Consider the following 21,892-nt stretch of genomic DNA (forward strand, 5'->3'; position numbering starts at 1 on the left):
ACTCGAACGTGATGCAGCACACACGGGGTTCCCGCAAGTTGGCGGAAATCGTTGTACTGCGGAAACTCGGCATAAGCCCCCGTCATGACGGGGGCGCCGCGGATCATGCCGGGCGGGCCTCGGCGAGTCTCAGGTCGACCCACTCCTCGCGCTCGCCGTCGAGCACGTACCGCTCCTTCTCCACGAACCCACGTGCGCCGGCGAACCGCAACCCGTCGGCGTTGGCCGCCAGCACCACGGTCTCCACCGCCCCGGCGTCCAGCTCGCGCGCGTGGGCCAGCCCCGCCTCGTAGAGCGCGGTGCCGATCCCGCGCCCCCGGTACGCCGGCAGCACCCGCGCGATCACGGTCGCCGCCCGCTCCTCGCCCCCGGGCGGCCGCACGGTGGAGCAGCCGACGAGCACGTCCCCGAGGTAGGCGTTGGCCAGCCGGTTGCGCCCGGCGCGCTCCCGCGCCTCGTCGAGGGTCATGGCGGCCGGAGGAACGATCACGTTGTGCACGTGCCGCCACTCCTCCACCATGGCGTCCCCGTCCACCGGCTCGATCCGCAGCGCCGAGCCCGCGCCGGCCGCGACCGTCCCGCGACGCGCGTCCACCTCGATCTCGATGCGCATCCGTTCGTCCGCGAGCCCGCACACCATCATCGTCGCGGCCGGCCGCACCTGCCCGAACGCCCGCCGCAGCACCGGCCAGCACGGCTCGAAGTCCTCCCGCGCGGGCAGCAGGTAGCGCACCCGCACCACGTCCGCGAACGCGCATCCCGCCTCGGCCAGCGCGGCCCCGATGTTCCGCAGGCACTGCTCGGCCTGCTCCACCACGTCCTCGGAGATCGTCATCGACGCGTAGTCGAACCCGGTCGTCCCCGACACGTGTACCCGGTCGCCGTCGACGACGGCCCGGGCGTACCCGATGCGCTCCTCGAACGTCGACCCGCTGACTGTCGCCCGCCTGACCGGCGGGCCCCCCTGGCGTCTCGTCATGGGCGAAACCGTAGGTGACCAGCGAAGACGCGTCCATGGGAGATCGACGACGAATCGGTCCGTAAATTCGATTGCCCGGCGGCCGACCGGTTCCTAGGGTGGGCCGTACACGAGAAGGGAGGTGGTTCGGCAGATGTATGACAACCGGACGCGTGAGGTGGCTGCGGGCTAGCGGCCCGGCACCACACGGAGTGCGGCGCCGGACCAGCGCGTGACAGAAGCGCGCAGTCGGCCCCATCCCAAGCAGTCACCCGACCCGCGAGTCGCCGGTACGTCCGGCCGGCTCCTCCACGGAGGAACCAGACTCGCGGGTCGCCTGCGTTCAGGGCCGGGACCCTCAGTCCGCGATGTCGGCGTAGCCCTCGATCTCGCGCGGGTCGCGGGTGCCCGGGCCCACGTAGCGGGCGGAGGGGCGGACCAGGCGGCCGGTGCGCTTCTGCTCCAGGATGTGGGCGGACCAGCCGGCCGTGCGGGCGCAGGTGAACATCGAGGTGAACATGGGGGCCGGGACCTCGGCGAAGTCCAGCATGATGGCGGCCCAGAACTCGACGTTGGTGGCCAGGACCCGGTCGGGGCGGCGGGCGTGCAGCTCGGCCAGGGCGGCCTTCTCCAGTGCCTCGGCGACCTCGTAGCGCGGGGCGCCCAGTTCGCGGGCGGTGCGGCGCAGGACACGGGCGCGGGGGTCCTCGGCGCGGTAGACGCGGTGGCCGAAGCCCATGAGGCGTTCGCCCGCGTCGAGGGTCTTCTTGACGTAGGCCTCGGCGTCCCCGGTGCGCTCGATCTCCTCGATCATGTGCAGGACGCGGGACGGGGCGCCGCCGTGCAGCGGTCCCGACATGGCGCCCACGGCCCCGGAGAGGGCGGCGGCGACGTCCGCGCCGGTGGAGGCGATGACGCGGGCGGTGAAGGTGGAGGCGTTCATGCCGTGCTCGGCGGCGGAGGTCCAGTAGGCGTCGACGGCGGCGACGTGCTTGGGGTCGGGCTCGCCGCGCCAGCGGATCATGAAGCGTTCGACGACCGACCGGGCCTTGTCGATCTCGCGCTGCGGGACCATGGGCAGGCTCTGGCCGCGCGCGGACTGGGCGACGTAGGACAGGGCCATGACGGCGGCGCGGGCGAGGTCGTCGCGGGCCTGCGCGGCGTCGATGTCCAGGAGGGGTTTGAGGCCCCAGGCGGGGGCGAGCATCGCGAGGGCGGACTGGACGTCGACCCTGATGTCGCCGGAGTGCACGGGGATGGGGAAGGGCTCGGCGGGCGGCAGGCCGGGGTTGAAGGCTCCGTCGACGAGCAGGCCCCAGACGTTGCCGTAGGAGACGTGCCCGACCAGGTCCTCGATGTCGACGCCGCGGTAGCGCAGGGCGCCGCCCTCCTTGTCGGGTTCGGCGATCTCCGTCTCGAAGGCGACGACTCCCTCTAGCCCGGGTACGAAGTCGGACATCAGGCGGCTCCTCGTGATCAGTGGTGTACGGCGACCTGGGCGGAGACGGTGCGGCGCCTCCATGGATCCACGGTCGTGTGCGACTCGCGGTCCCGGCGGTCACCCCTGTGATGCCCCGTACGGCCGTCGGTCATCCGGCCGGAGCGGGACCAAGCACGATATCCCCGGGTGTCAGGTTTGGGGAGTGGTGCGGCACTCGGTGCCACCCCGGTGGGGTGGCGGGCGGATACGGCAGGATGGGCGGCGTGACCGATCGCGAAGCCGATTCCGGCGTTCCCGCCGCCGCAGTGCCCTTCGATCTCGCCTCGATGCGCAAGCAGTACCGGGCCGAGGGGCTGTCCGAGACCGAGCTGGCGGCGACGCCGGTCGAGCAGTTCGCGCGCTGGTTCCAGCAGGCGGCGACGGACGGGGGGCTGTTCGAGCCGAACGCCATGGTCGTCTCCACGGCGGACGAGCGGGGACGGCCGAGCTCCCGCGCGGTGCTGCTGAAGCACTTCGACGAGCAGGGGTTCGTCTTCTACACCAACTACGACTCCCGCAAGGCGCGCGAGCTGGACGCGAACCGGTATGTCTCGTTGCTGTTCCCCTGGCACCCGATGGCCCGGCAGGTCGTGGTCACGGGCGTCGCGCGCCGCACCGGGCGGGACGAGACCGCCGCGTACTTCCGGACCCGGCCGCACGGCTCGCAGCTGGGTGCCTGGGCGAGCGTCCAGTCCTCGGTGGTGGCGGATCGCCGTGCGCTGGACGCGGCGTACGCCGAGCTGGCGGCGCGGTACCCGGAGGGCGAGCAGGTGCCGGTGCCGCCGCACTGGGGCGGGTTCCGGGTGGTGCCGGAGGCGGTGGAGTTCTGGCAGGGCCGGGAGAACCGGCTGCACGACCGGCTGCGGTACGTGGCGGAGGGCGGCGGGGGCTGGCGGGTGGAGCGGCTGAGTCCGTGATCCGCCGGCGGAGTGCTGGCTCAATGACGCCTCGTGCGTGGCCCTCGCCGAAACGCTGGACGCCGAACTCGTCACCGTGGACGCGAAGTTCGCCGGAGCTCCGCACATCCGCTGCGGGCTGAGCAACCTCCGCACCGCCTGACCGGCTCCCTCAGCGCAGCGCCGCGTCCAGCAGGCGCGCCCACTGCTCCACCACCCGTTCCCGCCGGGCGCGGTCGTCGGTGAGGAGGGTGGCCAGACCCAGGCCGCGGGCCATGTCCAACAGGCCCTGGACGGTTTCGCGGGTGCCGGGCCGGGTCTCGTCGGCGCCCAGGAGGTCGACGGCGATGCGGTGGCTCTCGCGGCCGACGCGGGCCTCCAGTTCGGTGACCCGGCCGCGCAGCTGCTCCTCGTTGGAGGCGGCCACCCACAGGTGCAGGGCGGCGCGGAAGAGCGGGCCGGTGTAGAGGTCGACGAGGGCGGCGACCACCGCGCGCCGGTCGTCGGCGGCGGCGCCCTCGGGGAACAGGGCGCGCAGGGCCGTGGAGCGTTCCTCGGCGACGTACTCCACGGCGGCCGTGAAGAGGTCCTCGCGGGTGGGGAAGTGGTGCTGGGCGGCGCCGCGGGAGACCCCGGCGTGTTCGGCGACGACGGAGACGGTGGATCCGGCCCAGCCGCGGTCGGCGAGGCAGGCCACGGCGGCTTCCAGGAGCCGTTGCCGGGTGGCCCGGCTGCGGTCCTGCTTGGGAACGCGCTCCGCCCGGTCGGCCGGGTTCACGGCGCCGCTCACACCACCCATTGCGGATCCCGTCGTTCGAGGAAGGCCGTCATCCCCTCGCGGGCCTGCGGAGAGGCGAACAGCCGGGCCGAGAGCGCGGTCAGGTCGGCCGCGTCCCGGTCGAAGGCCTCCAGCACCCTAGCCGTGAGCAGCCGTTTCGTCTCGGCCAGGCCCTGCGGAGAGGCACGGCGCACCCCGTCGAGGACGGGTGCGAGTACGGCGTCCACGTCGTCGCCCGCCGCGGTGACCAGGCCGATGCGGGCGGCCTCGGCGGCGTCGAAGCGCTCGCCGGTGAGGTAGTAGCGGGCCAGGGCGCGGGGGTCGGCGCGGGGCAGCACGGTCAGGGAGATGACGGCGGGCGCGACGCCGATGCGGACCTCGGTGAAGGCGAAGGTCGACTCCGTGGAGGCGGCCGCGACGTCGCAGGCGGCGACCAGCCCGAGGCCGCCCGCGCGGACGTGCCCGGCGACGCGGGCGATCACCGGTTTCGGCACCTCGGCGAGCTGCCGGAGCAGGCCGACGAGGGCGTCCGGGTCGGGCGGGTCGCGCAGGTCGGCGCCGGCGCTGAAGGTGGTGCCGGTGTGGGTGAGGAGGACGGCGCGGACGCCGGGGTCCTCGGCCGCTTCGGTGAGGGCGGCGGACAGGGCGGCGACGAGGGCGGCGGACAGGGCGTTGCGGTTGTGCGGGGAGTCGAGGGTGAGGGTCTCGACGCCCCGCGCGCGCGTACGGCCGACGTGGGCGGTCGGGGTCACCGCCGCTCCCTCAGCTCGCGGCGGAGGATCTTGCCGGAGGCGGCGCGGGGGACGGCGTCGACGAAGGTGACCTTGCGGACGCGTTTGTAGGGGGCGACGCGTTCGGCGACGTACATCATGATCTCGCCCTCCGCGAGGTCGGGTGCGGCCGGCTGGCGTACGACGAAGGCGTGGGGTACTTCGTTGCCGTCGTCGTTGTAGGCGCCGACGACGGCCGTGTCGGCGATGCCGGGGTGGGTGAGCAGGAGGGCCTCCAGTTCGGCGGGGGCCACCTGGAAGCCCTTGTACTTGATGAGCTCCTTGACGCGGTCGACGACGTACAGCCAGCCGTCGCTGTCGGCGTGGCCGACGTCGCCGGTGTGCAGCCAGCCGTCGGTGTCGATCATGGCGGCGGTGGCGTCGGGGCGGCCGAGGTAGCCCTTCATGATCTGGGGGCCGCGGATGAGGATCTCCCCGGACTCGCCCGCGGGGAGGTCCTTGCCGGGGTCGGTGAGGGAGACGATGCGCATCTCGGTGCCGGCGATGAGTTTCCCGACGGTGCCGGGCGGCGCGTCGGTCATGGCGTCCAGGGGGACGACGTGGGTGCCCGGGGAGAGTTCCGTCATGCCGTAGGCCTGGCCGACGGGGGGCAGGCCGAGCCGCTGCGAGCAGGCGGCGGCGAGGCGGGCGTCCAGGGGTGCGGCGGCACTGACGACGTACTTCAGCGAGGAGAGGTCGTAGTCGGCGACCAGGGGGTGCTTGGCGAGGGCGAGCACGAGGGGCGGGGCGACGTAGAGGCTGGTGATGCGGTGGTTCTGGATGGCGGCGAGGAACTGCTCCAGGTCGAAGCGGGGCAGGACGACGACGGTGGCGCCGAGGCGGAGCGGGGCGTTCATCAGGGCGGTCAGGCCGTAGATGTGGAAGAACGGGAGCACGGCGAGGACGCGGTCGCCGGGGGCCGCGGGCATCGCCGGTTCGAGCTGGGCGAGGTTGGTGGCGATCTGCCGGTGGGTGAGCATGACGCCCTTGGGGGTGCCGGTGGTGCCCGAGGAGTACGGCAGGGCGGCGACGTCCTCGGCGGGGTCGATCGCGACGGAGGGTTCGGGCGCCGTCGAGGCCAGCATGTCGACGAGCGAGCGGTGGCCGGGCGCGGTGTCGCAGACCAGGATCTCCCGGACGCCGCCCGCGAGTTCGGCAGCGCGGCGGGCGGTGGCCAGGAGGGGCGAGACGGTGACGATCCAGCGGGCCGCGCAGTCCCCCAGCTGTTTGGCGAACTCCTCGGCGGTGGCGAGCGGATGCACCGTGGTGACGGAGGCGCCCGCGCGGGTGGCGGCGTAGAAGGCCAGGGGGAAGGCGACGGTGTTGGGGCTGTGCAGGGCGAGGACGTCGCCCTTGCGCACGCCGGTGGCGGCGAGGGCGGCGGCGACGCGCCGGTGGAACCGGTCCACCTGCTCGTAGGTGAGGGTGGTGCCGTCGGTGCCGTCGATCAGCGCCGGGGCGCTCCCGAACGCGGCGGCACCGCCGAGGACCGCGTCGTGGATGGGCAGGTCGACGGGCGGGACGTCTGCGTACTCGCTGCGGAACACGGTTCCTCCAACGCCGCTCGGACACGGCCTAGTACGGCTAGTACGACTTGGGCAGGCCCAGGGTCTGGTGGGAGACGTAGTTGAGGATCATCTCCCGGCTCACCGGGGCGATACGGGCGACGCGCGACGCCGTGATCAGCCGGGCGAGCCCGAACTCGCGGGTGAGGCCGTTGCCGCCGAGGGTGTGCACGGCCTGGTCGACGGTCTTCACACAGGCCTCCCCGGCCGCGTACTTGGCCATGTTGGCGGCCTCGCCCGCTGCCACGTCGTCGCCCGCGTCGTAGAGGTGGGCCGCCTTCTGCATCATCAGGCGGGCGAGTTCGAGGTCGATGTGCGCCTGAGCGAGGGGGTGCGCGATGGCCTGGTGGGCGCCGATGGGGGTGTTCCAGACGGCGCGTTCGCGGGCGTACTCGACGGCTTTCGCGAGGGCGTGGCGGCCCATGCCGATCGCGAAGGCGGCCGTCATCACGCGCTCGGGGTTCAGACCCGCGAAGAGCTGGAGGAGCCCCGCGTCCTCGTCGCCGACCAGCGCGTCGGCGGGGAGGCGCACGTCGTCGAGGGTCAGCTCGAACTGCCGCTCCACGGCGTTCAGTTCCATGGCGATCGGGCGGCGCTCGAAGCCGGGGGCGTCGCGCGGGACGATGAACAGGCAGGGCTTGAGCCTGCCGGTGCGGGCGTCTTCGGTGCGGCCGACGATCAGGGTGGCGTCGGCGATGTCGACGCCGGAGACGAAGACCTTGCGTCCGGTGAGGAGCCAGTCCCCGGTGGCCGGGTCGCGGCGGGCCGTGGTGGTGATGCGGTGGCTGTTGGAGCCGGCGTCGGGTTCGGTGATGCCGAAGGCCATGAGGCGGGTGCCGTCGGCGAGAGGGGGGAGCCACTCGCGCTTCTGCTCCTCGGTGCCGAAGCGGGCGATGACGGTGCCGCAGATCGCCGGGGAGACGATCATCATGAGGAGCGGGCTGCCGGCGGCGCCGAGTTCTTCGAGGACCAGGGAGAGTTCGGTGATGCCGGCGCCGCCTCCGCCGTATGCCTCCGGCAGGTTGACGCCTATGTAGCCGAGCTTGGCCGCGTCCTGCCAGAGGCGTTTGCCGTCCTCGGGGTCGAGGGTGTGGGGGTGGGTCCGGGCGAAGGCTGATACCGCTGCGCGGAGGGACGTGTGCTCGTCGGACTCGATGAGGGTGGTCACTGTGCTCCTTCGGGTGCGGGTTCGTTGTCGTTGCTCGCGCCCACGCGGCGGAGCCGCGGGTTCCGTGCGGCCCCGCGCCTCTAGGTCTCCCGCACTACCGCCAGGAGGGAGCCGACCGCGACCTGGTGGCCGGGAAGGGCGTTCAGGGCGGTCAGTACGCCGGTGACCGGGGCCGTGATCCTGTGCTCCATCTTCATGGCCTCCAGCCACAGCAACGGCTGGCCCACCCGGACGGCGCTGCCCTCCGTCAGGCCCTCCGCGACGCGGACGACAGTGCCCGGCATGGGGGCCAGCAGGGAGCCGGGGGCGTGCTGGGCGGTGGGGTCGGGGAAGCGGGGCAGGGCGGTGAGGCGCGTGGCGTTGACGTGGACGTCGTCGCCGTAGCGGGCGATGTCGAAGCGGCGTCGGACACCGTCCGTTTCGAGGACGACCTGTTCGGCGTCGGCCCGCACGACGCGGACGCCGTCGGCGGTGAGGCCGGTGCGGGTGTGGCGGTAGCGGACCTCGTGCTCCCCGCCCGCCATGGCGTAGCGCTTGACCTGCGGTTGCGAGGGCAGGTTGCGCCAGCCGCCGAAGCGTCCCATGCGGGTGCTCGCGTCGGCGAGGGCGGCGGCGAGCGGGGCGAGGGGGTCGGGGGCCGGCTCGGTGAGGGCGGCCAGGTGGCGGTCGTAGAAGCCGGTGTCCATGCGGCCGGAGGTGAACTCCTCGTGGCGCAGCGAGCGCACGAGCAGCTCGCGGTTGGTGGCCGGGCCGTGGATCGCCGCCCGTTCCAGGGCGCCGGCGAGGCGGCGGACGGCCTCCGCGCGCGTGGGTGCGTGGGCGACCGCCTTGGCGAGCATCGGGTCGTAGTGGACGCCGATGTCGTCGCCGTCGGTGTAGCCGGTGTCCAGGCGGATGCCGTCCGGGACGGCGAGGCGGTGCAGGCGGCCGGTCTGGGGGGCCCAGCCGCTCGCGGGGTCCTCGGCGTACAGGCGGGCCTCGACGGCGTGTCCCCGCGCGCGCGGGGGATCGTTCTCCAGGGCGTGGCCTTCGGCGATCCGGAGCTGCAGGGCGACGAGGTCGATGCCGAAGACCGCCTCGGTGACGGGGTGTTCGACCTGGAGGCGGGTGTTCATCTCCAGGAAGTGCGCCCTGCCGTCGGCGACGAGGAACTCCACGGTGCCCGCTCCGACGTAGTCGACGGCGCGGGCGGCGCGGACGGCGAGGTCGTGGAGTTCGGCGGTGAGTGCGGGGGTCAGGCCGGGTGCCGGGGCCTCCTCGATCACCTTCTGGTGGCGGCGCTGGAGCGAGCAGTCGCGGGTGCCGAGCGCCCAGACGGTGCCGTGGGTGTCGGCGAGGATCTGCACCTCGACGTGGCGGCCGTGCTCCAGGTACGGCTCGACGAAGACCTCGCCGTCGCCGAAGGCGCTGGTGGCCTCCGCGCGGGCGGCGGCCAGTTCGGCGTCGAGGTCGGCGAGGTCGCGTACGACGCGCATGCCGCGTCCGCCGCCGCCCGCCGCCGCCTTCACCAGGACCGGCAGGTCGGCCTCGGTGACCTCGGTGAGGGGCGCGATGCCCATGAGTTCCTTGGCGCGGGTCTTGGACGCCATCGCCTCGATGGCCTCGGGCGGCGGTCCGATCCACACCAGGCCCGCGTCCCGCACGGCGCGCGCGAAGTCGGCGTTCTCGGAGAGGAAGCCGTAGCCGGGGTGGACGGCGTCGGCCCCGGCGGCGACGGCGGCCTTCACGATCAGGTCGCCGCGCAGATAGGTGTCGGCGGGGGACGCGCCCGGCAGGCGTACGGCCGCGTCGGCCACGCGCGCGTGGAGGGCGTGCTCGTCGGCGTCCGAGTGCACGGCGACGGTCCGGATCCCCCACTCACCGCAGGTGCGGAAGACGCGGCAGGCGATCTCGCCCCGGTTGGCGACCAGTACGGAAGCAATCATGTGGATCCTCACATCCGGAAGACGCCGAAGCCGCCGCGCGCGCCCTCGTAGGGAGCGGTGTGGAGGGCGGACAGGCACAGGCCGAGGACGGTGCGGGTGTCGCGCGGGTCGATGACGCCGTCGTCGTAGAGCCGCCCGGACAGGAACATGGGCAGCGACTCGGACTCGATCTGCTGCTCCACCATGGCGCGCAGGGCGGCGTCGCCCTCGTCGTCGTACGGCTGCCCCTTGGCGGCGGCGGACTGGCGGGCGACGATGGACAGCACGCCGGCGAGCTGCTGCGGGCCCATGACGGCGGACTTGGCGCTGGGCCAGGCGAAGAGGAAGCGGGGGTCGAAGGCGCGGCCGCACATGCCGTAGTGCCCGGCGCCGTAGGAGGCGCCCAGCAGGACGGACAGGTGCGGGACGCGGGAGTTGGAGACGGCGTTGATCATCATGGCGCCGTGCTTGATGATGCCGCCCTGCTCGTACTCCTTGCCGACCATGTAGCCGGTGGTGTTGTGGAGGAACAGGAGCGGGATGTCGCGCTGGTTGGCGAGCTGGATGAACTGCGCCGCCTTCTGCGACTCCTCGCTGAACAGGACGCCCCGGGCGTTGGCGAGGATCCCCACCGGATAGCCGTGCAGGCTCGCCCAGCCGGTGGCCAGGCTGGTCCCGTACAGCGGCTTGAACTCGTCGAAGTCGGAGGCGTCGACGATCCGGGCGATCACCTCGCGCGGGTCGAAGGGGGTGCGCAGGTCGCCCGGGACGATGCCGAGGAGTTCCTCGGGGTCGTACTTGGGCGGCTCGGCCAGGGGCGGATCGGCGTACGCCTTGCGGTGGTTGAGGCGGGCGACGACGCGGCGGGCCTGGCGCAGGGCGTCGGGTTCGTCCACGGCGAAGTGGTCGGCGAGGCCGGAGGTGCGGGCGTGCATCTCGGCGCCGCCCAGCGACTCGTCGTCGCTCTCCTCGCCGGTGGCCATCTTGACCAGGGGCGGTCCGCCGAGGAAGACCTTGGCGCGCTCCTTGACCATGATGACGTGGTCGGACATGCCGGGGATGTAGGCGCCCCCGGCGGTGGAGTTGCCGAAGACGACGGCGACGGTGGGGATTCCGGCCGCCGACAGCCGGGTGAGGTCCCGGAAGATCGCGCCGCCGGGGATGAAGATCTCCTTCTGGGAGGGCAGGTCGGCGCCGCCGGACTCGACGAGGCTGACGCAGGGCAGCCGGTTGGCGAGGGCGATGTCGTTGGCGCGCAGGGCCTTCTTGAGCGACCAGGGATTGCTGGCGCCGCCGCGTACGGTCGGGTCGTTGGCGGTGATCAGGCACTCCACGCCCGCCACGACGCCGATGCCGGTGACGAGCGAGGCGCCGACGGTGTATCCGGGGGCCTCGCTGCCCCAGCCCGCCAGCGGTGACAGCTCCAGGAAGGGCGTGTCGGGGTCGAGGAGCAGCTCGATGCGCTCGCGGGCGAGGAGCTTGCCGCGCCCGCGGTGCCGGGCGACGTACTTCTCGCCGCCGCCCGCGAGGGCCTTGGCGTGTTCGGCGTCCAGGTCGGCGAGTCTGGCGAGCATGGCCTCCCGGTTGGCCCGGTGGTCGGCGTCGGCGGGGTCGAGGGCGGAGGCGAGGACGGTCACAGGAGAACCTCCGGGATGTCCAGGTGCCGGGCGCGCAGCCATTCGCCGAGCGCCTTGGCCTGCGGGTCGAAACGGGCCTGCGCGGCGACGCCCTCGCCGAGGATGCCCTCGACGACGAAGTTGAGGGCGCGCAGGTGGGGAAGCCGGTGCCGGGTGACGGGCAGCGCGCGGGCCTCGGGGATCAGCTCGCGGAACCGGTCGGCGGTCAGCTCGTGGGCGAGCCACCGCCAGGCGTCGTCGGTGCGCGCCCACACACCGACGTTGGCGTTGCCGCCCTTGTCGCCGCTGCGGGCACCGGCGACGAGGCCGAGGGGGGCGCGGCGCACGGGTCCCGGGGGGAGGGGCGGCGGCAGGGGCGGTTCCGGCAGGGGTCCCGGCTCCGGTACGGCGGTGTCCGGGGCCGGTGGTGAGGCCACGGTCACGCGCCGCCCGTCATGGAGGACGGCCACATGGTCGACGGCCCCATGGGGGACGTACACATCCTCGAAGACCCCATAGGGCGCGCCCTTCCCGGGTGGCGCCAGCACATGGAACCCGGGGTAGCCCGCCAGGGCCAGCTCGATCGCGGCACCGCTCACCGCCCGCCCCACGGCCCGCGGGTCGGGGTCCCGGACGACGAGCCGCAGCAGCGCGCTGGCCGTCTCCTCGGTGGGGGCGTCGGGCCGGTCGGTGCGGGCCAGCTCCCAGCGGACGTCGGCGATCTTGCCGAGGGCGGGTGCCATCTGCGCCCGGACCAGCTCGGCCTTGGCCTCGATGTCGAGGCCGGTGAGGACGAAGGCGACCTCGTTGCGGAAGCCGCCGAGGCGGTTGAGGCCGACCTTGAGGGTGGGCGGCGGTGCCTCGCCGCGCACGCCCTCGACGCGGACCCGGTCGGGGCCCTCCCGGCTGAGCCGCACGGTGTCCAGCCGGGCGGTGACGTCGGGCCCGGGGTACCGGGCGCCCCCCGTCTCGTACAGCAGCTGGGCGGTGACCGTGCCGACGTCGACGAAGCCGCCGGTGCCGTCGTGCTTGGTGATCACCGAGGTGCCGTCGGCGTGCAGTTCGGCGAGCGGGAAGCCGGGCCGCCGTACGTCGCCGTCCTGGAAGAAGGCGTAGTTGCCGCCGGTCGCCTGCGCCCCGCACTCCAGCAGGTGCCCGGCGACGACCGCGCCCGCGAGCCGGTCGTACTCCGTCGGCCCCCAGCCGAAGTGCGCGACGGCGGGCCCGGAGACCAGCGCGGCGTCGGTGACGCGTCCCGTGACCACCACGTCCGCGCCCTCCCGCAGGCACGCGGCGATGCCGAAGCCGCCGAGGTAGGCGTGCGCGGCCAGCGCTCCGGGGTGGGCGGCGGTGAGGTCGTCGCCCTCGACGTGCGCGACGCGCACCGGGATGCCGAGCCGCTCGGCCAGGGCGCGTACGGCGCCGGCGAGTCCGGCGGGGTTGAGGCCGCCCGCGTTGGCGACGATCCGCACGCCCCGCTCGTGGGCGAGCCCGAGGCATTCCTCCAGCTGCCGCAGGAAGGTGCGGGCGTATCCGGCGCCGGGGTCCTTCAGCCGGTCCCGGCCCAGGATGAGCATGGTCAGCTCGGCGAGGTAGTCGCCGGTGAGGACGTCCAGCGGGCCGCCGGTGAGCATCTCGCGCATGGCGTCGAAGCGGTCGCCGTAGAACCCGGAGGCGTTGCCGACGCGGAGCACGCTCACCGGGAGGCCCCCTTCGGCGGGCGTCCGGCTCCGGGCGGTCCGGCGAAGGCCTGGGCGATGTCCAGCCAGCGGTCGGCGTCCCGGCCCTCGGCGGTGAGGGCGAGGTCGGCGCGGTGGGCGCGCTGGGTGGCCAGGAGGCAGAAGTCGAGCGCCGGTCCGGTGACGCGCTGCGGGGCGTCCTCGGGGCCGTACGTCCACAGGTCGCCGCCCGGTCCGGTGAGTTCGACGCGGAACGGCTCGGCGGGCGGGGTGAGTCCGTGGGCGGCGTAGGCGAAGTCCCGGGCGCGGACGCCGATCCGGGCGACGTGCCGCAGGCGGTCGGTGGCCGGGCGGGACACACCGAGGGCCGCCGCGATGTCGAGGCCGTGGGCCCAGGTCTCCATCAGGCGGGCGGTGGCCAGTGAGGCGGTGGCCATGGGCGGGCCGTACCAGGGGAAGCGTGCTCCGGGGGCGGCGGCGCGCAGTGCCCCGTCGAGGGCGGCGCGGTCGTCCCGCCAGGACGCCAGCAGCACGGCGGGGTCCTGCTTCGCGCCCTCCTCGGCGCCGTCGTCGACGTACCGGTCGGGGGCGGCGAGGGCCTGTTCGATCAGCCCCTTGAACCCGTCCTCGTCGGTGACGGCGACCAGGGAGGCCCGGTCGGTCCAGTTCAGGTGCGCGATCTGGTGGGCGATCGTCCAGCCGGGCGCCGGGGTGGCCAGGCGCCATTCCTCCGGGTCCAACCCGGCGACCAGGGCGTCGAGTTCCTCGCCCTCCTCGCGCAGGTCGTCGATCACGGGCGTCGGGTCGGACACGGTCGCTCCCCTCGGGCACGGCGGCGTGCGGCGCGGTGTGGTGTGGAGCATGGCAGGGCGGTGATTAACAATCAAGCACGCTTGCATGATTTTCGGGCGCTGACGACCGGGGTCCTGGTCGCAACGGCTTCAGGCCCCCGGGGTCACCGGGCCGGCCAGACGGTCGTGTCCATGGTGACGAAGGCGGCTTCCGGCAGCGCGGTCGACTTCACCTGGACGACGAAGAGTGCGATGTCCCCGTTGTTCCGCCGGACACAGATCTCCTGTCCGGCGGACGCGGCGGCCAGCGGGAGGCGGTGGGCGTCCTGGTCGGCGGTCATCCGGCGGCACTCCTCGTAGTCGGCGCCCGGGTCACCGAAGAGAATGGTGAAGACGCTGGTGTCGCTCTCCAGGGCGCAGCTCGCGTTCGCGCAGTCGAAGCGGACGTCCCCCTTGCGGTCCTCGCGCATCGTGCCGTCGGTGAGGCTGATCGAGTTGTCCCCGTTCACCAGCAGGGCGCCGTAGGCGTGGGCCCGCGGCGGCGTCGTCCCGGCGGCGGGGCCGTCGGACCCTCCGCCTGGCCGTCCGGCCGACGGGTCGGCCCCCGACGCGCCCTCCCCGGCCGCCCCCGATCCCTCCGCCACCGGACGGTGCGTACCGGACGGCGACGCGGCCCCGGACGCTCCGGAGCCGGAGCCGGAGCCGGATCCGGAGCCGGACGCAGACGCGACCGCGTCCCGGGCCCGGTCGAAGCCCCGTCCCGCCGCGTCCAGGAGCGCCGACCCCGCCGCGATCACCAGGCCGCACGCGACGACCGCGGCGGCCGATATCAGGACGGCGTTCCTCCTGCGGCGCCTGCGCTCCTCCGGCCCGACGGGCCGCTGCGCACCGGGCGGCACGGTCGGCCCGCCCGGTCCGGCGGCGCCGGGCCAGGGCCCGGGGGCGGCCTGCCAGGGAGCCGGAACGGTCCCCTGCGGGGCAGTCCACGGCGCCGTGCGCACCGCGGTCGGGCCCGCGGCCGCGACCGGAGCCGCGGCGGTCGCCGGTCCCGTGGCCGCGACCGGCGGCGGAACCCTCACCGGCGGCCCGGCGATCTCCCGCCAGACGGCCGGGCCGGTCTCCGCCCCGCCGTCCCGGCCCAGCTCCCGGCGGCACCACTCGACGATCTCCGCCGGGGCGGGCCGCCGGCCGGGGTCGGCGGCCAGGCACCGGGCGAGCAGGCCGCGCAGGCCCTCCGGCACCTCGGACAGGTCGGGCTCGGAGTGGACGATCCGGTACAGCACGGTGGCGGCCGGGCCGTCGCCGTACAGCGGCCTGCCCAGTGCCGCGAAGGCGACCGTCTGACCGAGCGAGAAGACGTCGGTGGCCGCCGTGATGTCACCCGCGGACGCCTGCTCGGGTGCCATGTACTGGGGCGTGCCGATGGTGGCTCCGGTGGCCGTGTGCGCGGTGCTGTCGGCGGCGAGCGAGATGCCGAAGTCGATGACCCTCGGTCCGTCGTGGGCCAGCAGCACGTTGGCCGGTTTGAGGTCCCGGTGCACGATCCCCGCGCCGTGGACGGCCTGTAGCGCCTCGGCGATCCCCGCCGCCAGCCACAGCACCGCGGGCACCGGCAGCGGCCCGCTCCGGGCGACGGCGCCCGCCAGGGAGGGCCCGGGCACGTACAGCGTGGCCAGCCAGGGCGGGGCGCCGTCCGGGTCGGCGTCGATCAGTTCGGCGGTGTAGGCGCCCTTCACCCTGCGGGCCGCCTTGATCTCCCGGCCGAAGCGGCGGCGGAAGACCGCGTCGTCGGCCAGTTCCGACCGTACGACCTTGATGGCCACGGGCCGGCCGCCCCGGGTGTGCGACAGGTAGACGCGGCCCATGCCGCCCGCTCCGAGCCGGGCGGCGAGACGGTAACCGGCCACCGTGCGCGGATCGTCGTCCTGCAGGGGCTGGAAGACCCCGGCCGGGTGGTTCATCGGTTCCCTCCCCATGATCCCGATGAGCTGACCAGGTACGCAGCCTATGCGGTGCGGGTCCGGGGCCCGCCCGCCGGGGCCGTCGCCGGGGCGGTCACGGCAGCTCGGGGAGTGCCTTCGGCCGCCGGCGTCCCACCTGGGTCCGTACCGCGCCCATGCTCGCCGCGACGACCAGCGCGATGGCGGCGGACTGCGTGGCGCTCAGGGCCTGGTCGAGGATGAGGAAACCGGCCGCCGCGGCGATGGCGGGCTCCAGGCTCATGAGGACGGCGAAGGTCGGCGCGGGCAGGCGGCGCAGGGCGAGGAGTTCGAGGGTGTAGGGCAGGACGGAGGAGAGCAGGGCGACCCCGGCGCCCAGCCCGAGCGTCACCGGGTCGATCAGTTTCGCCCCCGACTCGGCGATGCCCAGCGGCAGGAACAGCAGGGCCCCGACCGCCATCGCCAGGGCCAGTCCGTCGGCCTGCGGGAAGCGGCGTCCGGTGCGGGCGCTGAAGACGATGTACGCCGCCCACATGGCGCCCGCCGCCAGGGCGAAGGCGGCACCGGCCGGGTCGAGGTCGGCGAAGCCGCCGCCGCCCAGCAGGAAGACGCCGACCAGGGCGAGCGCGGCCCAGACCAGGTTGACCGCGCGGCGGGAGGCGAAGACGGACAGGGCGAGCGGGCCGAGCACCTCCAGGGTGACGGCGGGGCCGAGCGGGATGCGGTCGACGGCCTGGTAGAAGAGGCCGTTCATCCCGGCCATGGCGATGCCGAAGACGACGACCGTGCCCCAGTCGGCCCGGGAGTGGCCGCGCAGCCGGGGCCGGCACACCAGGAGCATGACGACGGCGGCCACCGCCAGCCGCAGGGTCACCACGCCGAGGGCGCCGGCCCGCGGCATCAGGCTCACCGCCAGCGCGGCGCCGAACTGCACGGAGACGCCACCGGCGAGGACCAGCCCGACGGGGCCGAGGGAGCCGAACCGGCCGCCCGGCGCACCGTCGGACACGGACGCGTGGCCGACGGCGGGCGCGGTGGGCGCGGCGGCCGGGGCCGGGGACGAGGTGCCGGGGGTGGCGCTGGGGGTACTCACGGGGGCTCCGGGACGGTGTGCGGGTGGACGTCGTTCAGTGCGCTGCACTCCACAGTACAGCGCGATGAACGTTGACAGGCGTGTAGCGCTTTTACGCAACTGTCGGGGCCGAGGCGTACGGCTGTCAACGCACGTCCGCCAGGCGAGCCGGGACCGCCCGGTCACGGCCGCGGACCGAACGGGTACCGTCCACCGGGTGAGACGACTCCTGACCCGCGTCTGGCGCCTGCTGCGCCCCGTCCAGAGCCGCCTGATGTGGCTGGTGAACGCGAAGTTCGTGGTCGGTGTGACCGGCGTCGTACGGGACGACGAGGGGCGGGTGCTGATGCTGAAGCACCGGATGTGGGCGCCGGGCCGCCAGTGGGGTCTGCCGAGCGGCTTCGCGCACAAGGGCGAGGACTTCCGGCAGACCGTGGTCCGCGAGGTCAGGGAGGAGACCGGCCTCGACGTGGCGGTGGGCCGGCTGGTCATGCTGAGCAGCGGCCTGCGCACCCGCCTGGAAGTGGCGTACGAGGCCCGGCTCCTGGGCGGCGAGCTGCGCCTGGACCCGTTCGAGATCCTGGAGGCCCGCTGGTGCCGCCCGGACGAACTCCCCGAGGACGCCCAGCCGGTGTGCCGCCCGCTGGTGCGGGGCGAGACGGTGCCGTGAGCGGACCCCGGCCGGACGCCACCGGTCAGCCCATGCTCTTGGCGCCGTCCAGGGACTCCCGGATGATGTCGGCGTGGCCGGCGTGCTGGGCGGTCTCGGCGACGATGTGCATCAGCACCCGGCGCGCCGACCACTCGGTGTCTGCCTCGAACCACGGCGCCTTCGGCAACGGCTGGGTGGCCCCCAGGTCGGGCAGGCCGACGACCAGCTCGTCGGTCCGGCGGGCCGCCTCGGCGTAGTCGGCCAGCACACCGGCCAGCGTCTCGCCGGGCAGCATGCGGAACTCGTCGGTCCGCCGCGCCCAGTCGGCCTCGGTCATGGCCGTGAAGTCCCCCATCACCGAGGGACCGTCCACGATGAAGCCGGCCCAGCTCCGCTCGACCGAGGTGACGTGCTTGATCAGCCCGCCCAGACACAGCTCACTGGCCGTGGTCCGGAGCCCGGCCTGCTCGTCGGTGAGGTCGCGCGTGGTGAAGCGCAGGAAGTGCCGGTGCTTGGCCAGCATGTCCAGCAGGTCGGCGCGCTCGCCGGTGGGCGCCGGGGCCCCGGTCAGGTCGCGGGTGGTGGACTCGCTCGTGCTCGATGCGTCGGTGGTCATGGTCTCCGCCTTCCGGTGTTCCTGCTGCGTGTTCCTGCTGCTGTTCCTGCTGCTGTTCCTGCTCCGTCGGTCGAGGACCACGCTAGGAGTCGTCTAGGTCAGATCAGGTCCTAGATCGTGAGGCTTCCGGGTGAGGCGGGCCGGGTGACTAGTGGGCGAGCTCCCCGCCGCCGCGACGCCTCCGCCCGCCCACCCGAACCGTCCCTACGAACGAGCAAGTGTCGGGCGCCGCACGCGGTTCCGACTCCTCAGACGGGCCGCCGCGCGACGGCCAGCAGATGCGAACTCGCCGCCAGCAACTCGGGGTGTGGCTCAGCCATACGAGCCGCGGTGAGGACCGACTCGAACAGGGCCGACTCGCGGAACGACTGACCGGTGTTCCGCTCCGCCGCCGCGAGCAGGGACCAGGCGGGCCCCTCGATCCCGAAGACGGATGCGTCCAGGAACCCCGCCGCCGCCACCTCCTCGCGCAGCTGCTCCCCGGTGTGGAAGTACGCCGTGGTGAACGCCTTCCTCCCGTCGTGGATCTGGGTCGCGAGAATGGTCCCGATGCTCTCCCGCATCGACTCCTGGTGCAGGTGCGCGTAGGCGGCGTGCTCGAACAAGGACGCGTACCGGTTGATCCCGGCGACCGCCAGGAGCCCGCCCGGCCGGAGCACCCGAAGTGCCTCCGCCAGCGCGCGGTCCCGGTCCGCTCGTTGCGGCAGGTGGTACATCGGGCCCAGCACGAGTACGACGTCGTAGGCCCCGTCGTCGGCCGTGAGACGTCGGGCGTCGCCCAACTCGGCCGTCGCACCGGTGGTCACGGCCTGTGCGACGTGGCGGGGAACGGGATCGACCAGGTGCACCTCGTACCCGCCCTCAACCAGCCACCGCGCATGTGTGCCGGGACCGCCACCGACATCGAGCACCCGGGCCGGCGGCGAGGGGAGGTGACGGCGAAGCAACTCCTGCGTGCGTACCATCTCCAGACGCCCGTCGGCGGTGCTGACCAACCGGTCCGCCTCGTCGACGGTCTCGCTGTAGAACCTCACGATCTCCGGCGTCACCTCAGGGCTCGTCATCCGTACATTGTTACGGCGAACCGGTGGACCGGTCCAGTGATCGGGAAGGAGCGCCATGCCGCTGCTGAAGTACGAGCAGATCGCCGACGATCTGCGCACCCGCATCGCGAACGGCGAGTTCGGGACGGGCGACCTCCTGCCGTCGGGCCGTGACCTGGCCGAACAGTGGGGCGTGTCACGGGCCACCGTCGTCAAGGCGTACGACACTCTGCGTCACGACGGGCTCGTGGTCGCCCGGCAGGGCTCCGGCTACGTCGTGACGGAGACACCCGTCGCCCGCCCCGCCGGGGGACGCCGGGCGGGCTCCACCCGCCTGTCGGGAGGAGCGCCGTACCGCCGCCTGGGCGCGCCGGACCGCGCGGTGCCACCCGGCCACGTCGCCGAGGCCTTGGGACTGACGCAAGGCGAGGAAGCCTTGCGTCGTGTCCGGCTCGTGCTCCTCGACGACGGTGCTCCACACAGCCTGGTGACCGCATGGTTTCCGGCCTCCGTGGCGGACGCCGCACCGCGACTGTCCGCGAAGGGGCCGATCGCCGAGGGCACGACCCACTACGTCCGCCGCGAGACGGGCCGCTTCCCGGTCGAGGGCGTCGACATCACCACGGTGCGACTGGCCACGGACGAGGAAGCACGGCACCTGGACGTGGAGCGGCCCGCAGCGGTGGCCGTCGTCCTGCACACGGCGTTCGACCAACGGCACCACGCGCTGGTGTGCGAGGAGGGGGTCACCCCGGCCCACGCCTTCGAGCAGATCGACAGTTATCCCATGGGCTAGAGGCGCGCCCCTTCACACACAGCGACACCGCCGCAGAACCCGGCGCCTGCCATCGGCGCCCAAGCGCCCTGGCGGGGAAGAGCTGCCGGTTGGTGTCAACACGTCAACCAGCTTCTGGCAGCCGCGCGTTCCGCAGGAGTGAGCGGACGACGACTACTGACGATCCACTTGACTGGACCGGTCCACCGGTCCAGTCTCACGAGGACTACGCAACAGCGGAAGGCGCCGAGCCAAACCCAAAGGAGCTGATGACATGACAGAGCCTGTCGGCCGCCTCGTCACGTGGGTGAGTCTGCTGCTCAAGCCCCGAGGCGCCCACCGCCGCACCCGACCACGACCGCCCCCGCGCCCCCCACTGCTCAATCCGGCAGTCATCCGCTCGCTCCCCCTCCCCTCCCACCGCAGCCCCTACGGTCTGCCCACCATTCTCGACGGCACCGAGACCGCGGCCGTCCGCCCGTACCTCCTCACGCACGCGCCCTACGAACTACAGGCGGCGGCATGACGACACCGCGCGAGCCCCGGCTCCTCCCCTGGTCCGGCCCCGACGACAAGCCCTGCTACCTGATCACCGACGACAGCGGCGGCCCCGTCTGACGACTGGCCGACGGCCCTGGAGCCTCCGGCCCCAAGCCGGAACCGTCTGAGCCGCCAGGTCCAGCCCGCGCCGAGGACCTGGCGGGCGTGGGCGAGCAGTTCCGTTCCCATGCCGTGCACATGGCCGGCCTCCGGCAATCTCTGGCACGTCTCCCCACCGGGGTGTCACCGCAATTCCTGCCCCACCCTCATTCCTCCCCCAACCCCTCCGCCAGCACCTCCGCCAGGTGCCGCCCCCGCACCCCCGCCAACTGCTCCAGCTGGGTCCGGCACGAGAACCCGTCCGCTAGGACCACCGCGCCGTCCGGGGCCTCGCGCACCGCCGGGAGGAGCTGGTCCTCCGCGCACGCGGCGGACACCTCGTAGTGGCCGGCCTCGAAGCCGAAGTCGCCCGCGAGACCGCAGCAGCCGCCGCTCAGCTCACCGGTCAGGCCGGCCGACTCCCGCAGGCGCCGGTCGGCCGCGTCGCCCAGCACCGCGTGCTGGTGGCAGTGGGTCTGGCCGACCACCGGAAGGTCCACGGCGGGCGGGGTCCAGTCGGGGGCGTGGCGCTCCAGCACCTCCGCGAAGGTCAGCACCCGCGCCGCCAGCCGGGCCGCGCGCGGGTCGTCGGGCAGCAGCTCGGGCAGGTCCGTGCGCAGGGCGGCGGCGCAGCTGGGCTCCAGGACGACGACCGGCGCGGTCGTCTCCAGCACCGGGGCCATCAGGTCCAGCGAGCGGCGCATCACCGCCCGGGCCCGGTCCAGTTGGCCCGTCGAGACGTAGGTCAGGCCGCAGCAGACCCGGGCCCGGCGGGCCGCCGGCAGCGCCAGCGGCGACCTCGACCTGCCGTCCCCGACCACCGCACGGCCCCGCAGCGTCGGCGGCAGCACCACCCGCAGCCCCGCAGCCTCCAGCACTCGTACGGCCGCCCTGCCGACGGAGGGCGAGAGGTGCTCGGTGAAGGTGTCCGGCCACAGGACCACCAGGTCCCCGACCCCACCCGGACCGCCCCGCCGCCGCCACCACCGGCTGAACGTCTCCCGTGCCAGCCGCGGCACCTGCCGCTCCCCCGCGATCCCGCCCAACCGCTTCGCCACCGCGGCGAGCGGCCCGACCGACGCGAGCGCGTTGACGACCGGCGCCACCCGCGCCCGTGCCGCCCAGCCGAGCCACACCGGCAGCCACCCCATCGTGTAGTGGGCGGCGGGGCGGCGGCGCCCGGCGTAGTGGTGGTGCAGGAACTCCGCCTTGTACGTGGCCATGTCGACCTCGACCGGGCAGTCGGAACGGCAGCCCTTGCAGGACAGGCACAGGTCCAGGGCGTCCCGGACCTCCGGCGAGCGCCAGCCGTCCGTCACCAGCTCACCCGCGAGCATCTCGTGCAGCAGGCGGGCCCGGCCGCGCGTGGAGTGCCGCTCGTCCCCCGTGGCGCGGAAGGACGGGCACATCACGCCCGCCCCCGGCACCGACGTCGTACGGCACTTGGAGACCCCCACGCAGCGGCGCACCGCCGCCGAGAAGTCGCCGCCGTCGGACGGGTAGCCGAACTCCACGTCCACCGGTTCGCGCGGCAGGACGGAGAAGCGCAG

Annotated in this window: 19 protein-coding genes; 4 read left to right on the top strand and 15 right to left on the bottom strand. The window is 73.9% G+C overall.

Annotation, left to right across the window (positions count from 1 at the left end; genetic code table 11):
• Positions 1 to 103 precede the first annotated feature (103 nt).
• The gene (locus IE94_RS0119885; RefSeq protein ID WP_030186165.1) at positions 104 to 979 is read right to left on the bottom strand and encodes a GNAT family N-acetyltransferase; all 876 of its coding nucleotides are present in this window, start codon (positions 977 to 979) and stop codon (positions 104 to 106) included.
• A 337-nt stretch (positions 980 to 1,316) separates the two neighbouring features.
• On the bottom strand, positions 1,317 to 2,417 hold the full coding sequence (locus IE94_RS0119890; protein WP_030186167.1) for a citrate synthase 2: 1,101 nt from the start codon (positions 2,415 to 2,417) through the stop codon (positions 1,317 to 1,319).
• Between the two features lie 236 nt (positions 2,418 to 2,653).
• Between IE94_RS0119890 and pdxH the strand changes: the two genes are divergently transcribed.
• Positions 2,654 to 3,355: a pyridoxamine 5'-phosphate oxidase gene (gene pdxH, locus IE94_RS0119895; RefSeq protein ID WP_030186169.1), complete on the top strand. Its 702-nt coding sequence runs from the start codon at positions 2,654 to 2,656 to the stop codon at positions 3,353 to 3,355.
• A gap of 151 nt (positions 3,356 to 3,506) precedes the next feature.
• Here the strand turns inward: pdxH and IE94_RS0119905 are convergent, their stop codons facing one another.
• From IE94_RS0119905 to IE94_RS0119950, 10 genes are all read right to left on the bottom strand, one after another.
• On the bottom strand, positions 3,507 to 4,133 hold the full coding sequence (locus IE94_RS0119905) for a TetR/AcrR family transcriptional regulator (protein WP_030186171.1): 627 nt from the start codon (positions 4,131 to 4,133) through the stop codon (positions 3,507 to 3,509).
• Positions 4,121 to 4,864 carry an enoyl-CoA hydratase family protein gene (locus IE94_RS0119910; protein ID WP_030186174.1) on the bottom strand — a complete coding sequence of 248 codons (744 nt, stop codon included), beginning with the start codon at positions 4,862 to 4,864 and terminating at the stop codon, positions 4,121 to 4,123. Before IE94_RS0119910 ends, IE94_RS0119905 begins: the two co-directional genes overlap by 13 nt.
• Positions 4,861 to 6,429 (bottom strand): 4-coumarate--CoA ligase family protein, encoded by a 1,569-nt coding sequence (locus IE94_RS0119915; RefSeq protein ID WP_030186176.1) that lies wholly within the window; start codon positions 6,427 to 6,429, stop codon positions 4,861 to 4,863. The genes IE94_RS0119910 and IE94_RS0119915 overlap by 4 nt, the downstream gene beginning before the upstream one ends.
• 37 nt (positions 6,430 to 6,466) lie before the next feature.
• Positions 6,467 to 7,615, bottom strand: a complete 1,149-nt coding sequence (locus IE94_RS0119920) for an acyl-CoA dehydrogenase family protein (protein WP_030186177.1) — start codon at positions 7,613 to 7,615, stop codon at positions 6,467 to 6,469.
• Positions 7,616 to 7,695: 80 nt separating this feature from the next.
• Positions 7,696 to 9,540: an acetyl/propionyl/methylcrotonyl-CoA carboxylase subunit alpha gene (locus IE94_RS0119925; RefSeq protein WP_030186180.1), complete on the bottom strand. Its 1,845-nt coding sequence runs from the start codon at positions 9,538 to 9,540 to the stop codon at positions 7,696 to 7,698.
• An 8-nt stretch (positions 9,541 to 9,548) separates the two neighbouring features.
• Entirely contained in the window at positions 9,549 to 11,156 is a 1,608-nt protein-coding gene (locus IE94_RS0119930) for an acyl-CoA carboxylase subunit beta (protein WP_030186182.1), read from the bottom strand.
• Positions 11,153 to 12,835, bottom strand: coding sequence for an acyclic terpene utilization AtuA family protein (locus IE94_RS0119935; RefSeq protein ID WP_030186184.1), 1,683 nt, complete (start codon positions 12,833 to 12,835; stop codon positions 11,153 to 11,155). The genes IE94_RS0119930 and IE94_RS0119935 overlap by 4 nt, the downstream gene beginning before the upstream one ends.
• Complete coding sequence (locus IE94_RS0119940) at positions 12,832 to 13,626, bottom strand: TIGR03084 family metal-binding protein (RefSeq protein ID WP_030186186.1); 795 nt, start codon at positions 13,624 to 13,626, stop codon at positions 12,832 to 12,834. The genes IE94_RS0119935 and IE94_RS0119940 overlap by 4 nt, the downstream gene beginning before the upstream one ends.
• Before the next feature lie 143 nt (positions 13,627 to 13,769).
• Positions 13,770 to 15,566 (bottom strand): serine/threonine-protein kinase, encoded by a 1,797-nt coding sequence (locus IE94_RS0119945; protein ID WP_030186188.1) that lies wholly within the window; start codon positions 15,564 to 15,566, stop codon positions 13,770 to 13,772.
• Positions 15,567 to 15,660: 94 nt separating this feature from the next.
• The gene (locus IE94_RS0119950) at positions 15,661 to 16,638 is read right to left on the bottom strand and encodes an EamA family transporter (RefSeq protein WP_030186190.1); all 978 of its coding nucleotides are present in this window, start codon (positions 16,636 to 16,638) and stop codon (positions 15,661 to 15,663) included.
• A gap of 196 nt (positions 16,639 to 16,834) precedes the next feature.
• Between IE94_RS0119950 and IE94_RS0119955 the strand changes: the two genes are divergently transcribed.
• The gene (locus tag IE94_RS0119955; RefSeq protein WP_030186192.1) at positions 16,835 to 17,287 is read left to right on the top strand and encodes an NUDIX hydrolase; all 453 of its coding nucleotides are present in this window, start codon (positions 16,835 to 16,837) and stop codon (positions 17,285 to 17,287) included.
• A 25-nt stretch (positions 17,288 to 17,312) separates the two neighbouring features.
• Here the strand turns inward: IE94_RS0119955 and IE94_RS0119960 are convergent, their stop codons facing one another.
• Both IE94_RS0119960 and IE94_RS0119970 read right to left on the bottom strand, forming a co-directional pair.
• Positions 17,313 to 17,885, bottom strand: coding sequence for a DinB family protein (locus IE94_RS0119960; RefSeq protein ID WP_030186193.1), 573 nt, complete (start codon positions 17,883 to 17,885; stop codon positions 17,313 to 17,315).
• A 248-nt stretch (positions 17,886 to 18,133) separates the two neighbouring features.
• Positions 18,134 to 18,949, bottom strand: a complete 816-nt coding sequence (locus IE94_RS0119970; RefSeq protein WP_030186194.1) for a class I SAM-dependent methyltransferase — start codon at positions 18,947 to 18,949, stop codon at positions 18,134 to 18,136.
• 55 nt (positions 18,950 to 19,004) lie between these two features.
• Between IE94_RS0119970 and IE94_RS0119975 the strand changes: the two genes are divergently transcribed.
• Positions 19,005 to 19,724 (top strand): GntR family transcriptional regulator, encoded by a 720-nt coding sequence (locus tag IE94_RS0119975; RefSeq protein ID WP_030186195.1) that lies wholly within the window; start codon positions 19,005 to 19,007, stop codon positions 19,722 to 19,724.
• Between the two features lie 253 nt (positions 19,725 to 19,977).
• Positions 19,978 to 20,229: a hypothetical protein gene (locus tag IE94_RS39930; RefSeq protein ID WP_078606531.1), complete on the top strand. Its 252-nt coding sequence runs from the start codon at positions 19,978 to 19,980 to the stop codon at positions 20,227 to 20,229.
• 280 nt (positions 20,230 to 20,509) lie between these two features.
• Here the strand turns inward: IE94_RS39930 and IE94_RS41895 are convergent, their stop codons facing one another.
• The gene (locus tag IE94_RS41895; RefSeq protein WP_425337976.1) at positions 20,510 to 21,799 is read right to left on the bottom strand and encodes a (Fe-S)-binding protein; all 1,290 of its coding nucleotides are present in this window, start codon (positions 21,797 to 21,799) and stop codon (positions 20,510 to 20,512) included.
• Positions 21,800 to 21,892 lie beyond the last annotated feature (93 nt).

The sequence above is a fragment of the Streptomyces violaceorubidus genome (assembly GCF_000717995.1).
GTDB lineage: Bacteria > Actinomycetota > Actinomycetes > Streptomycetales > Streptomycetaceae > Streptomyces > Streptomyces violaceorubidus.

What these genes read in the sequence shown, in the direction of transcription:
- IE94_RS0119885 (WP_030186165.1), bottom strand. Translation starts at nt 979, where the DNA reads ATGACGAGACGCCAGGGGGGCCCGCCGGTCAGGCGGGCGACAGTCAGC.
- IE94_RS0119890 (WP_030186167.1), bottom strand. Translation starts at nt 2,417, where the DNA reads ATGTCCGACTTCGTACCCGGGCTAGAGGGAGTCGTCGCCTTCGAGACG.
- IE94_RS0119975 (WP_030186195.1), top strand. Translation starts at nt 19,005, where the DNA reads ATGCCGCTGCTGAAGTACGAGCAGATCGCCGACGATCTGCGCACCCGC.
- IE94_RS0119945 (WP_030186188.1), bottom strand. Translation starts at nt 15,566, where the DNA reads ATGAACCACCCGGCCGGGGTCTTCCAGCCCCTGCAGGACGACGATCCG.
- IE94_RS0119960 (WP_030186193.1), bottom strand. Translation starts at nt 17,885, where the DNA reads ATGACCACCGACGCATCGAGCACGAGCGAGTCCACCACCCGCGACCTG.
- IE94_RS39930 (WP_078606531.1), top strand. Translation starts at nt 19,978, where the DNA reads ATGACAGAGCCTGTCGGCCGCCTCGTCACGTGGGTGAGTCTGCTGCTC.
- IE94_RS0119970 (WP_030186194.1), bottom strand. Translation starts at nt 18,949, where the DNA reads ATGACGAGCCCTGAGGTGACGCCGGAGATCGTGAGGTTCTACAGCGAG.
- IE94_RS0119925 (WP_030186180.1), bottom strand. Translation starts at nt 9,540, where the DNA reads ATGATTGCTTCCGTACTGGTCGCCAACCGGGGCGAGATCGCCTGCCGC.
- IE94_RS0119905 (WP_030186171.1), bottom strand. Translation starts at nt 4,133, where the DNA reads ATGGGTGGTGTGAGCGGCGCCGTGAACCCGGCCGACCGGGCGGAGCGC.
- pdxH (WP_030186169.1), top strand. Translation starts at nt 2,654, where the DNA reads ATGGGCGGCGTGACCGATCGCGAAGCCGATTCCGGCGTTCCCGCCGCC.